The following is a 12,777-nucleotide window of genomic DNA, read 5'->3' as shown; positions in this document are numbered from 1 at the left end:
CACGTGTTACCGGGATAAAAAGTCCTATGATATACGTGCTGATCTATATTTTTTGATAGTAATTGAAGAGTTTCTCTACCCGATCTTGGATCATTTGTTTTAATGATTGAGGTTTCACAGATATAACATGATAACCATATCTCATAAAATAGTTAGCTATAAACTCCTCTTCTCCTGGATTATAGAATCCCCTGATGACGGTTTTATTACCATTTTCTATTTTCATAGAAGGATAATGTTCTTTATAAAAAATATCCTTTGCTTGTTCAGAAATTTCAACTTCAAAGTCAATTCTCTCCTCAGATTGATAAATTTCTAATGAACGACTAAGGAGTTCATCTATAGAACAGTGAGATGTGGTTTCCACTTCTTCAATAAAGGTTATTCGATCACATCTGAAAACTCTATATTGATTGGTATTTAGCTCTATCCCAGTAGCATACCATTGACCAAACTTAGCGGAAATTTTGAAAAATTGAACATGGTAACTTTTTTCCTGATTATTTTTTGCGTATTGAATCCTACAGCTGCTCTCATTAAGAATGCTTTTTAGAATTTTATCTAGAAAACGACTCACATGATGATGCTGATACATTTCAAATTGCAGGACTTTTTTCATGTTGTGAATCTGTCTGATTTGTTCTTTAGAAAGACAGTTTTCAAACTTCTCATTTAGTTGGTTGACACTTAAATGAAATGGCGTTGACTGATAAGCTTCTAAAGTCAACATGGCAAAGTACAGAGCATACACTTCATCCATCGTAAAAATAATGGGTGATAACAATCTATTTTTTAAGATCCCATATCGTCCATGTCGGCCATGTTCCGAAAAAATAGGCATACCTAATTGTTCTAATGAACTAATATCACGTAGAGCTGTGCTTTTTGAAATATTGTATTTCTCCATGAGGTCATTTAAATTAAAGAACTCCCGACCGTTTAAGTATCTGATCATGTCATTTAATCTTTCTGATTTCTTCATATAAATCTCCTTATAAAGGTGTCATGTTTTGATACCTTTATCAATTATGATAAGTTCAAGGTCATATATCAACATGATAAGATATCCACCTGAAATCATTATACAAAAGGAGTCTGATATAATGAGTGCAACACTAGAAGTAGCTATTTTCTTATCGATGAACGGAAAAGCAAAAGAAGCTGTCGATTTTTACAAAAAGCATTTTGACGCTAAGGAATTGTTGCTCGTTACCTATGAAGACATGGCAAAACGCGACAGCTCACTGCAGCTTACGGATGAAAATAAGCATTATATTACTCACTCCGTCTTATCCATCGGAAAAACAAAAGTCATGCTGGCAGAAAATCCAATGGATCCCAAAGAAAAATACACAGTTGGCAACAACACCTCATTGTGTATTCAAAGTGCGGACTTAGAAGAAATTGAGCGTTTCTACAAGAGCTTAACTACAGATGATAGGGTACGAATCATTGTTCCTTTAGCTAAGAATGTATTTAGCAAAGCATACGGCATTATTGAGGACCCGTTCGGCATTCAAATTCAATTAATGTATGATGATCGACTAAAATAAAGACTACAAAAGCCCCTAAATGGGGCTTTTATTCATAATCTGGATTGTACAACATATCGGCTAATAAGGACGGTAACTAGTCTCTGGACCGGGAGGTAATGCCTTTATTTCATCTTCATCTGCTCTTCTCTTGTAGGACCGATAACACCTGGGACAGTCAAGCCTGCTTGACGCAGAAGAACCGTCATCTGACCACGATGATGTGTCTGGTGATCGATAAGCATGCGAAGCACAGCACCGCGTGGAGTCGGTCCCGCAAATGTATCAACGCTTTCCACCATTTGTTCATCGGTCAACGTCTCTGCAGCATTTTTTAAGCGTTCAGCCATGGTCTTATAGCCTGTAACAATCTCGCTAGCTTGAGTAGGTATCGCCTTAGGGTCGCCAACGGGTTCCATACTTAGTCCCGCCATACCTGCAAAGAACATTGGAGAGGTGGTTAAGTGCCAGCCCAACCATCCAAGGGAGCTATGGCCTTCCACGATAGATTGCCCCAGCTTTTCATCTGACATTGCTTCAAGAACCTTGATCGTTCCAACTGCTGCATGTGACCATTCATTTACAAAATCTTGAACCGTTCTATACATCTTAACACTCCTCTTTGATATTGTTCTGTACCTGTCCAAGTTCATCATAGTATTAATTTGGATACTTTTCAAACGGAGTGCAAATCGGATCAAAAATTATAAGCGGGTGAACCCCGCTTCATATCGAATTCCAATACTTTACAATTCATAGAATATCTATAATAATTAGCAATATATAAAACTTACGAGGTGTTCTATGAATCCGGTCTATATTACTAGTATGGGTAAGTTTCTTCCTGGCTCTCCGGTTGAAAATGATGAAATCGAGGATTATCTCGGCAAAATCGGAGGCAAATCTTCCAAAACCAAGCGGATCATACTAGAGAAAAATCAAATCAAGCAGCGATATTATGCCATGGATAAAGAGCAAAAGAGTCTATACACGAACGCGGAGATGGCTTCCCTAGCTATTCGCGAAGCATTGGAACGTAATGGGAATCTACCGGATCATGAAATCGGGTTCCTAGCGACAGGCACGACTAGAGGCGACATGCTTCTACCCGGCTTCGCCAGTATGGTGCATGCGGAGACCGGTTTGCCCGTTATGGAAATATCATCACATGCCGGGTTATGCGCTAGCGGGATGCAAGCTTTGAAGAATGCTTATTTACATATAAAAGCAGGTGAACATGAAGCAGCAATAGCTTGTTCCAGTGAGTTTCTGAGCCGTGAATTTAAGCATACGAAATTCGAAGCCCAGGGAATTTATAGCAACAGCCGAGTACCATTCGATACGGACTTTTTACGATTTATGCTTTCCGATGGAGCAGGTGCAGCGATTTTGCAAAATACGCCTTCCACACAGGGACAATCGCTGCGTATTGAATGGATCGATAACAAGTCGTATGCGAATCAATACGATGTCTGCATGTATTCAGGGATGAGTAAAGAAGACGGAAACCGTTCCTGGCTTGATTATTCATCCATTCATGAAGCGGCGGATCATGGAGCTCTGAATCTAAAGCAGGACGTAAGGCTTGTCAATGAAATTACCAAGGTAGGAACCCATCGGTTTTTGGAGCTTGTGGAGGAGGGGCGGATCGACCCTGAGGCCATTGATTGGATGGTCTGCCATTATTCATCGCATTTTTTCAGGGATGAAATTTTCAAGTTGCTGGAGCTTGGCGGGGTGAATATCCCGGAAGAGAAATGGTTCACCAATTTATATACGAAGGGGAACACGGCTGCGGCTTCGATATATATTATGCTAGAGGAACTACTGTACTCCGGGCGTCTATCTGAAGGTGAGCAAGTAGTGTGCGTCGTTCCTGAAAGCGGCAGATTCCAATCTTCTATTATGATGTTGACTGTAGTGGGAGCTTCTACTGAAGTGCATGAATAAATTGCATTGATTGACACTTTTTCTACAGACTCATACATATTAGTTTTAACAGCCACCTTGGCCATGTGGATAGCTGTTCACTTCTCGTGTAGAAAGAATTATAATTAGATGTATCGGTGTCAAGACCCTTCCCAAGTGGAAGGGTTGTTCCTTTTTGAAGTGGAATTATCTGAGAAGCAATACTGATCTGATTTAGCCTGGCGAGAGGGGAATTGTACCATCCTACAAAAACTTAAGCAAATTGCAAAGCAATTGAAGTCCAATCTGATTGCCCTGTATCTTTCTTATAGAGACCCTAGAGTCAAGTGGTACGCGAAACTATTTACTATGTGTGTTGTGGCTTATGCGTTCAGTCCCATCGACCTAATTCCTGATTTTATCCCGATTCTAGGCTATCTTGACGATTTAATCATAGTCCCGTTAGGTATCGTTCTTGCCTTGAAAATGATTCCCAAAGATGTTATTGAAGAAAACAGAGAAAAGGCGCAGGAGTTTCAAAAAAAGCCTAAGAACTGGTTCACGGCAACCTTGTTCATCATTGTTTGGGTACTTTTTGCCATCTGGATTTCCATAATGATCTATAAAAAGTTCGGCCATTAGTTCATTCAAGTCATTGCGGAAACGTAAACGTAAAGTGAAAAAGAAGAAATAAAAAAAGCCGATAACCACAGAAAAACGAAGCGTCTCGGCCTATTTTAAATACCTTATATAATTACACTTGCAATCCGGTTCCGGCCTCCCCTTTTGGCTTGATACAGAACCTGGTCCACCGATTGGAACATGTCATTCAGCGTATCCCTCGAATTCAGAGGATTCTCCTCCGGGAATTGATGGATAGATAACAGTCCAATACTGATCGTAATAGATAAAGATTGTATAATATGAGGAACTTTGATAGCATTCGATTCCACGGTATTCAGAATTTGCTCAGCCAATTGGTTGGCTTCAGACGATGTGGTATTTGGCAGATAGATGATAAATTCTTCTCCACCAAAACGGGCCAGGATGTCTGACGGACGAAGGATTTGTTTGATCATGCTCACCGTACCGCAAATGACCTCGTCACCGACCATATGCCCGTAATTATCGTTAATAAGCTTGAAAAAGTCGATGTCCAGCAGCAGAATGGAGAAAGGTATTTGATATTCCATATTTTTGTTTACTTCACGTTCCAACTGCTGTGTTAAATAATGTCGATTATAGCAGCCAGTCAAACCATCGGTAACCGCCATTTCCTGCAGCTTCTGGTTGGTTAGATGTAGTTCCTGCTGAATCGAAATAAGCGATTGGTTTCGCTCTTGCAGAATTTCATTTTGCAATGTGGTCTCATCAATGAGACGGCGAATCTCGGTCATATCCTGAAAAGTAATAATCCGTCCAGCTCTTGTGCCGCTAACCATGATCGGAGAGACATGAATATAGACAAAACAGGGTTCATTAAACAGGTATAGCACATCGACTTCAATTCGATTCAAAGGATTTTCACGGTAAGTATTGATGAATTTCTCCTTTTTGTCCACGGACTCATGCTGAGGTATGATCATAGAAATATCGAAACGGTCACCAATTTTAAGGTCAAGAAATGGAGACAGCGATCGGTTGATTTCGATAATCGTTTCATTATCGTCAAGCACCAGGATTCCGTTTGTAATCGTATTAATAATATCTTGATGAGCGATGCTCAGGAGATCAAGTACCTTGTCACGGTGAATGGCAATTACAAAAAAGACAGCGGAAAATAAAATGCCAAGCGATGTCAATCCTGGCGTAACCTTTTGAGGTAAGGGAAAGACCACATTGACCAATATATCCGCGCAGATGAATATAATCATGACCATAATCCCGCGTAATACCTGCTTCACTTGCTTTTTGATCCGCGGAGCATTATCTGACACCAACGTCTTATAGATCATGTACAGCGAAACGATCCCGTATCCGAGCAGGAGGGGAGCCGTAATCCAGAAAATGGGTCCATAGATTCGCTCGTAGTACCCACCGTTCACGGGCTCAACGAATAAGGAATTCGGATTGCAAATGGCCGCGATAGCTCCAAGCAGTGCAGGTAGCGGAATCAGAAATGATTTTTTCTTGGAAGGTAGAGAATCCCTTGTTAGCAGAAACGTGAAAAATAGCCATCCGACAGCCAAAAGACCCAAATCCACAAAGGCGAGCATCACATAAAATAATTGGACCTTTGGATTTTCCGTTACTTTTATGGCAAACTGGCAGAATGGCCAAAACATCATGAAAAAGTGGAAAGTCAAATAAGCCTTGTGCAATTTGGTTATCGAAACGGAAGCGAATACATAAACCAATAAAGCAAATAAAAGGAGAAATACCACGAAGTCTATCCATGCCATCACGCTTAATGCACACCTCTTATGTAATAGTGGATTCTACCAAATATCGGAACAAAATAACACATATAGCAAACATACTCTACTAACATACAAAATGTAAAGAAATTTAAAATATATAGTAGAATTGATACATAAAAAGGAGAAAAAAATATGGGAAGTACAAATCTATGGGATGCGGAATGGGATTTGCCTCTAGAAATGGCGTCTGCATTGATATATAGTCAGTTCCCGCAGCTGTCATCCAAGCGGATTCGAAGATTAGATCATGGCTGGGACAATACCGTTTATCTTGTTGGAAATGAATACGTTTTTCGGTTTCCGAGGAGACAAGTCGCTGTTTCGTTATTGGAAATGGAAGGCAGGATCCTGCCGAAGCTTGCGGACAGGATTTCAATTCCGTATTCAAAACCGGTATTTCACGGAGTGGGAAATCAGGAGTATCCGTCACCTTTTCTGGGTTACACGTATTTACCGGGGAAGTTCCCGATCGGATTAACGGATGAGCATCGCTGCTTATCCATTTCGGCCCTTGCGCGTTTCCTAAAAGGATTGCATGCATTTCCAGTACAAGATGCCGAAGAAAATGGGGCTCCACATGATCACAGAAATCTCACCGACATCGCCTCCAGAAAGGAAAAAATGCTGACGTTCTTGTCGGACCTGAGGGGACATATTCGGGAGGAAGATTACCGTCAAATCGAAGCGTATTTGCAGTCACTGACAATCGACCGGGTAGAACCCAAAGAGGTTTTCCTCCACGGTGATCTTCATTTTAAAAATATGCTGGTGGATGAGTCAGGGCAAATTGCTGGAATTATCGACTGGGGCGATATGAATATCGGTCATCCTGCATGTGATCTGAGTGTTGCATACAACTTCGTACCTCCGGGTGGACGTGAGGCCTTTTTTAAAGAATATGGAGAGGTTGACGAAGAGACTCATATCCTTGCCCGTTTGATTGCCGTTTATATTCCCATGTTAATCCTGCTGCAAGCCGTAACTGATCATAATGCCGAAATCGCTGAAGAGGCAAAAGCAAATATTAGACGTGCTCTAGTCGATGAATAAGTAAGGGAGAGGATTAAACAATGAATATTCATATAGACCAGAGAGAAAACTCTAAAGTTGCCGTTATTTCAAGCGAAGAAATTATCATTCAAAACTTGAACGATGCACTCGATCTCATGGCTAACGTCCGATACAATGGCTACGACAAAATGCTGCTGCGGAAAGAACAGATCACAGAGGATTTTTTCGAGTTAAAAACAAGACTGGCGGGCGAAATTTTGCAAAAATACACGAATTATGAGATGAGAATTGCCATTGTAGGTGATTTTAGCGGCTATAACAGCAAAAGCCTGAACGATTTTATTTACGAATGCAATCAGGGCAGCAGGGTGTTCTTTAAGAGCACAGAAGCGGGAGCGCTGGATGCACTTCATCGGATTCATACCTGAAACTAGAGACAGAGCAGATTGAAACAGGTGCCTTCCATTTTGAATGGGAGGTTTTTTTACGTTCGTAATACACGGCATCAGCGGCAGTTCTACTTTCGACAAAACCATTTTTTATCATATTATTGGATTCTTGATTCTAGTAATCTCTGAACGAAAATCTGCATAGGATAAGAAGTAGCAGGCTCGTTTTGAAACTACGACTCTGCCTTTTAAAGCAGGGTAGTGAATGTCCAAGCCAAGAGTTCTTTTTCACAATAACATGACGACGATTTCTTTTTGTGTTTACGTATTCCTTCAATGAACCAAGGCTGATGAGATGAAAATCTTTATTAGAGGAGGCTGTTCTTTTATGGTATATGCTGAACCGGGACAGAATGGATCGAAAGTAACTTTTAAGAAGCGTTATGAAAATTATATCGGCGGCAAGTGGGTTGCCCCCCTTCAAGGTCAATATTTTGAAAATGTATCGCCTGTTAACAACAAAGCTTTTTGCGAGGTCCCGCGCTCGACCGCGGATGATATTGAGCTGGCGCTCGATGCGGCACATGAGGCTAAAAATGCCTGGGGACGCACATCTGTGGCAGAGCGGGCAGTCATTCTGAACCGGATTGCGGACCGGATTGAAAGCAACCTGGAAATGCTCGCTGTCGCAGAGACATGGGACAACGGCAAGCCGATCCGGGAAACGATGGCAGCGGATTTGCCGCTTGCGATCGATCATTTCCGCTATTTTGCCGGGTGCATACGGGCACAGGAAGGATCTTTGAGTCAAATTGACGATGACACCGTGGCATATCATTTTCATGAGCCGCTTGGGGTTGTGGGTCAGATCATTCCTTGGAACTTCCCGATCCTCATGGCGACATGGAAGCTGGCTCCTGCGCTTGCGGCAGGCAACTGCGTTGTGCTTAAGCCAGCGGAGCAAACGCCTGCGTCAATCCTCGTTCTGATGGAGCTCATCGAAAATCTGCTTCCTCCGGGCGTGGTAAACATCGTGAACGGTTTTGGATTAGAGGCAGGCAAGCCGCTTGCTTCCAGCAGCAGGGTAGCCAAGGTAGCCTTCACGGGAGAGACGACCACGGGACGCCTGATTATGCAGTACGCTTCTCAAAACCTAATTCCGGTTACGCTGGAGCTCGGCGGTAAATCGCCGAATATTTTCTTCGAAGATATCATGGCTAAGGACGATGCCTTTTTCGATAAAGCGCTGGAAGGTTTCACACTGTTTGCGCTCAACCAAGGCGAGGTCTGCACATGTCCTTCCCGTGCACTAATCCAAGAATCCATCTATGACGAGTTTATGGAGCGGGCTTTGAAGCGCGTCGGTGCCATTAAGCAGGGAAATCCGCTGGATCCATCCACCATGATCGGTGCCCAGGTATCCACGGAGCAGATGGAGAAGATCCTCAGCTATATCGACATCGGAAAACAGGAAGGCGCCGAGTGCCTGATCGGTGGGGGCAGAGCCTCAATTGACGGAGACTTTTCAGACGGCTATTACATACAGCCAACCGTTCTAAAAGGGCAAAATAACATGAGAATCTTCCAAGAGGAAATTTTTGGACCGGTGGTTTCCGTAACGACCTTCAGAGATCAGGAAGAGGCGCTTGCCATTGCCAATGATACACTGTATGGCCTGGGTGCCGGAGTGTGGACACGCGACGTGAACACGGCTTATCGGGTGGGACGCCAGATTCAAGCTGGGCGCGTGTGGACCAACTGCTATCATGCCTATCCTGCGCATGCAGCGTTTGGAGGGTATAAATCCTCCGGTATTGGCCGCGAGAACCACCTGATGATGCTATCCCATTACCAGCAAACGAAAAATCTGCTCATTAACTACAGTCCGAACAAGCTGGGCTTCTTCTAAAATGGTAACATCCATATGACCATAGAAGACAGTGAGGTTCGGAAGGTCATCGCTACGGATGCGGCACTCGAGCTGATTGAGCTTTTGAGATCGAAGCATGGACCGGTTATGTTTCATCAATCGGGAGGCTGCTGTGACGGAAGCTCCCCGATGTGTTTCCCTCTGGGAGAATTACTTGTTGGGGATAGTGACGTGTTGATGGGAGAGATCGGCGGAGCCCCCTTTTACATGAGTAAAGCCCAATACGAGTACTGGAAATACACGCAGTTAATCATCGACGTAGTTCCCGGCCGGGGAGGTATGTTCTCTCTGGAAGGGCCTGAAGGTAAAAGGTTTCTGACGCGCTCGCGAGTTTTTAGTGAAGAGGAGCTACAGCAACTGAATCTGAAGTAAGGGACGGAAATGTTGTAATAACGTATTAGCCTGTTGAACTTGTTCAGCAGGCTTTTTTGCGGGCATTATGGCTTCAATATTACAAAACAGGAATAAAAATGAATAAACATTAAAATAAAATCGTTGAAAAACGGAAAAAACATGCATATAATGGAAATATCTTCATTGATATAAATTTCCAATTAAGGAGGATGTCAATGTTTACTCAAGAAAGGCGTGACAAAATTCTGGAGCTGCTCGGCAGGGAAGGAAGGGTTTTGGCTAAGGATTTGGCGGATCAGTTTGAGGTTTCTATCGATTCGATTCGGCGGGACTTGTCCATTATGGAGGAAGAGAAGCTTCTGAAAAGAACGCATGGTGGAGCCATCCCGCTCCCGAATGTAAGAAAGCTGCCGCATCCGCCTTCCGAGAGATATGGAGAGGGGAACGTATATCAAAACGCTATTGCCAAACAGGCTGCAGCCTATATTTCGGAGAATGAGACCGTCTTTATTGGCGGAGCCGCAATTCATTTTGTCCTGTTGAAATACCTGCCCAAGCACTTTCATTTTACAGTGGTCACCAACTCTTTAAAGATTGCGGATACTTTGAAGGATGCTGAGCATATCCAAACGTATCTGATTGGAGGCAAAATTAAACCTTCCGGCAACATGACCGATGCATTGGCTAACTCTCTGGCAAGTCAATTCACGATCGATCTCTCTTTTGCAACAGGAGGGGGATTGTCTGTAAAAGGTTTAAGCACAGCGACGCCGGAAGTCGCTAGTTTTAGCCGGACCATTGCTGAAAATTCCCGCAGAAACATTTGCCTGGCCGAGCATTATCAATTTGGCATTGATTTCTTCGCGAGAATGTATCCCCTTAAAGCTTTGAACATGATCATTACCGATGAAGAAACATCGAAGGAAGAAATCGCGAAGATCGAAGCATGCGGCGTGAAAGTCATCGTTGCCGAATCAAAATGACCTCCTGGGGTGACGTTTTGAAATATAACGATTTTCAAAATAAAATGAAGGCGCGGGGGCGCGCTCGTTAGCAAGGAACCATCCCCGCGTGCTCTACGGGAGGATTCGTTGCATTGATGAATTTAAAGACCATGGCGAAGGTCACGGCCACGGACCACATCGCGAGTAGCCTGCTGCAGCGCTGGGAGCATGATGAAGGAAGCCTGCAGTTTTGGCGGGCGAGTACGAATTTTGTATATGCTTTTCAGCGAAAACAGGAGAGATTCTTTCTGCGGTTTAGTACAGAGCAGGATCATGACGTGGACCAGATCGAGGCCGAATTGGAGTTCATGCAGTATCTTATTGCACATCAATACACGTGTGTGTCGCCAATTTTATCGAGTCAAGGTCGGATCGTTGAAACGGTGGGCACTTCGTACGGAAAGTTTTTTGGGGTCGTGTTTGAAGCGGCGAAGGGAAACAGACTGGACGGAACCTTGTCTGCATCGCAGTGCGTGGTATGGGGAAGCTCGCTCGCGGCTTTGCATGTGCTGTCAAAAGACTATGAGCCCGTTCAGAAGCACAGAAGAAGCTGGAGGGACGTGCTGACAGAGATCGGTGCGGTACTGCACAATCATCCGGAGGAACAAGCAGCGGCTGAGGAACTGGAGCGGATCACATGTTGGCTTGAGTCCCTGCCTGTTTCCAAGGAAACGTACGGGCTGATTCATTACGATTTTCAACCGGACAACGTGTTTTATAATTGCGACCGGGATTCTCTCAACATTATCGATTTCGATGATGCTTTCTACGGATGGTATGAGTTAGACGTGATTTCCGCGGTTTCCGATCTGTTTGATTCTGCGGATGATCTTCTCTCGAGTACAGCCGTACAGTCATTTTTACAAGGTTACCGCAGTGTCGCGGATTTGAATGAAGGGTTCATAGACCGGCTTCCCTTTTTCAAAAGATTCGAAAACCTGTACGGATTCTCCAGATTATTATGGTCGCTCGAAGACAGTGAGATGGAGGATGGTCCAGACTGGCTCCCCGGCCTCCGGGAGAAACTTCAGCGGAGCAGGAATCGTTTGAGAGAAGGATTCAAAGTGAAGACAGAGAGCGTTTAACGGAAGTCTTTCTTACGATATAAGGGTGTGGAATCCTCGAAGTTCATGCTTTCGTATATCAATAAAAACAAGGTACGGAAGACGCATGCCTGACCTGAAAAATGACCGTACTGCGTTCCGTACCTTTTTTTTGCTTTCTCGATCGGATGATCCGCCAAAAACTGCAGAATACGGTCATTTACCTGCACGGGCTGCTCTCTAACCATATGCGGTCTGTGGCTGCCTCCCCATACCACCATGGCCTCCGAGTCCCGAATAAGGGAGCTTAAATAACGTATTTTCTCTTCGCCGGCAAAGGGATCATGTTCGCCTGTAATCAGCAGGGCAGGACAGGATATGCTCTTCAGCTGATCTTCCGATAGCTTGGGATACAACCGCCAATCCTGTGCAGACTGCCGCATATGCTCCTGCCAGTTACCCCGGTGCGCCTCCTCATGGCGTTCCGTCATTTGGTTAATGGTATCTTGCTTATCATGCTCAATGAGCCATTCTGGCTCAAATTCCTCCACACCTGTAGGATCAGCGAAGCCGCTCGTACCGATGGTCGTGAGTGTTGCTACCCTTTTGGGATGTGAGACCGCACAGTACAAGCCAACATTGGCTCCTAAGCTGTAACCGATTAGATGTGCCTTTGGAAGCTCCAGAGCATCCATCAACGTGATCGTATCCTTGGCAAGTTGCGGCGTGCTCCATTCCAGGCTTTCGCAGCGCGTCCGGCCATGACCTCGGAAATCGGGATAATAGCAGGTGTAATTCTTTTGAAAATCGAGCAGTTGGCCAGCAAAAGCAAGGATTCCCCTCGAATATCCGCTGTGCAAAAACAGAACGGGTTCACCGCATCCCATTTTTTCGTAAAAGACTTCCAGATCCTGAAGCTGTATGTACGTCATTCTTTCTTTACCTCCCGCGACATGGATTTAACCCCATTGTAAGCTAAATTCCATTTTCTGTCACAACTAAAGCGGCTTCCTATCATTCTCGGATATTCTCTTCAAAAAACAAAAAAGGAACCGACATTGAAGTGACCCCAAAAAGTTAGACATTATATAGTTAGGCCACCTCTAACGCATGAGTTCGGTACTGTACCGGGCTCATGCGTTTTAGTTTTGCCTTTATTCGTTTGTGGTTGTAATAGTGGATATAT

The 12,777-nt window shown here is 43.9% G+C and carries 14 protein-coding genes; 9 read left to right on the top strand and 5 right to left on the bottom strand.

The features are described 5' to 3' along the window. Positions 1-43 precede the first annotated feature (43 nt). Positions 44-982, bottom strand: a complete 939-nt coding sequence (locus tag MUG84_RS04615) for a helix-turn-helix transcriptional regulator (RefSeq protein WP_244721024.1) — start codon at positions 980-982, stop codon at positions 44-46. Between the two features lie 121 nt (positions 983-1,103). Here MUG84_RS04615 and MUG84_RS04610 point away from each other — a divergent pair, with 121 nt between their 5' ends. Beyond that, positions 1,104-1,553: a VOC family protein gene (locus tag MUG84_RS04610; RefSeq protein ID WP_244721022.1), complete on the top strand. Its 450-nt coding sequence runs from the start codon at positions 1,104-1,106 to the stop codon at positions 1,551-1,553. Positions 1,554-1,657: 104 nt separating this feature from the next. Here MUG84_RS04610 and MUG84_RS04605 read toward each other — a convergent pair whose 3' ends face one another. Continuing rightward, complete coding sequence (locus MUG84_RS04605; RefSeq protein WP_244721019.1) at positions 1,658-2,140, bottom strand: DinB family protein; 483 nt, start codon at positions 2,138-2,140, stop codon at positions 1,658-1,660. 196 nt (positions 2,141-2,336) lie between these two features. On the opposite strand from MUG84_RS04605, the gene MUG84_RS04600 reads away from it, so the two are divergent. Together MUG84_RS04600 and MUG84_RS04595 are read left to right on the top strand one after the other, a co-directional pair. After that, the gene (locus MUG84_RS04600) at positions 2,337-3,482 is read left to right on the top strand and encodes a beta-ketoacyl-ACP synthase III (RefSeq protein ID WP_244721017.1); all 1,146 of its coding nucleotides are present in this window, start codon (positions 2,337-2,339) and stop codon (positions 3,480-3,482) included. A 219-nt stretch (positions 3,483-3,701) separates the two neighbouring features. After that, the gene (locus tag MUG84_RS04595; protein WP_244723208.1) at positions 3,702-4,082 is read left to right on the top strand and encodes a YkvA family protein; all 381 of its coding nucleotides are present in this window, start codon (positions 3,702-3,704) and stop codon (positions 4,080-4,082) included. Between the two features lie 104 nt (positions 4,083-4,186). Here the strand turns inward: MUG84_RS04595 and MUG84_RS04590 are convergent, their stop codons facing one another. Beyond that, entirely contained in the window at positions 4,187-5,842 is a 1,656-nt protein-coding gene (locus MUG84_RS04590; RefSeq protein ID WP_244723203.1) for a histidine kinase N-terminal 7TM domain-containing diguanylate cyclase, read from the bottom strand. 150 nt (positions 5,843-5,992) lie between these two features. On the opposite strand from MUG84_RS04590, the gene MUG84_RS04585 reads away from it, so the two are divergent. From MUG84_RS04585 to MUG84_RS04560, 6 genes are all read left to right on the top strand, one after another. After that, a complete protein-coding gene (locus tag MUG84_RS04585) occupies positions 5,993-6,910 on the top strand; it encodes an aminoglycoside phosphotransferase family protein (protein ID WP_244721015.1) in 918 nt (305 codons plus the stop codon). Positions 6,911-6,930: 20 nt separating this feature from the next. Beyond that, a complete protein-coding gene (locus tag MUG84_RS04580; protein WP_244721013.1) occupies positions 6,931-7,299 on the top strand; it encodes a DUF4180 domain-containing protein in 369 nt (122 codons plus the stop codon). Positions 7,300-7,648: 349 nt separating this feature from the next. Beyond that, complete coding sequence (gene adh, locus MUG84_RS04575; protein WP_244721009.1) at positions 7,649-9,169, top strand: aldehyde dehydrogenase; 1,521 nt, start codon at positions 7,649-7,651, stop codon at positions 9,167-9,169. Between the two features lie 15 nt (positions 9,170-9,184). Next, entirely contained in the window at positions 9,185-9,562 is a 378-nt protein-coding gene (locus tag MUG84_RS04570) for a DUF779 domain-containing protein (protein ID WP_244721006.1), read from the top strand. 197 nt (positions 9,563-9,759) lie between these two features. After that, the gene (locus MUG84_RS04565; protein ID WP_244721004.1) at positions 9,760-10,527 is read left to right on the top strand and encodes a DeoR/GlpR family DNA-binding transcription regulator; all 768 of its coding nucleotides are present in this window, start codon (positions 9,760-9,762) and stop codon (positions 10,525-10,527) included. A gap of 116 nt (positions 10,528-10,643) precedes the next feature. Beyond that, entirely contained in the window at positions 10,644-11,633 is a 990-nt protein-coding gene (locus MUG84_RS04560; protein ID WP_244723198.1) for a phosphotransferase enzyme family protein, read from the top strand. Here MUG84_RS04560 and MUG84_RS04555 read toward each other — a convergent pair. Beyond that, the gene (locus tag MUG84_RS04555) at positions 11,630-12,523 is read right to left on the bottom strand and encodes an alpha/beta fold hydrolase (RefSeq protein WP_244721002.1); all 894 of its coding nucleotides are present in this window, start codon (positions 12,521-12,523) and stop codon (positions 11,630-11,632) included. The two genes, MUG84_RS04560 and MUG84_RS04555, sit on opposite strands and share 4 nt — an antisense overlap. Positions 12,524-12,683: 160 nt before the next feature. After that, positions 12,684-12,777: IS3 family transposase (locus MUG84_RS04550; RefSeq protein ID WP_244723193.1), on the bottom strand; the 94-nt coding region annotated here is incomplete at its 5' end.

This window comes from Paenibacillus mangrovi (genome assembly GCF_022898935.1).
GTDB classification, from domain to species: Bacteria; Bacillota; Bacilli; order Paenibacillales; family Paenibacillaceae; genus Paenibacillus_AQ; species Paenibacillus_AQ mangrovi.
The sequence above is the reverse complement of the archived record's forward strand: the minus strand, read 5'-3'. Positions and strand labels throughout refer to the sequence as shown.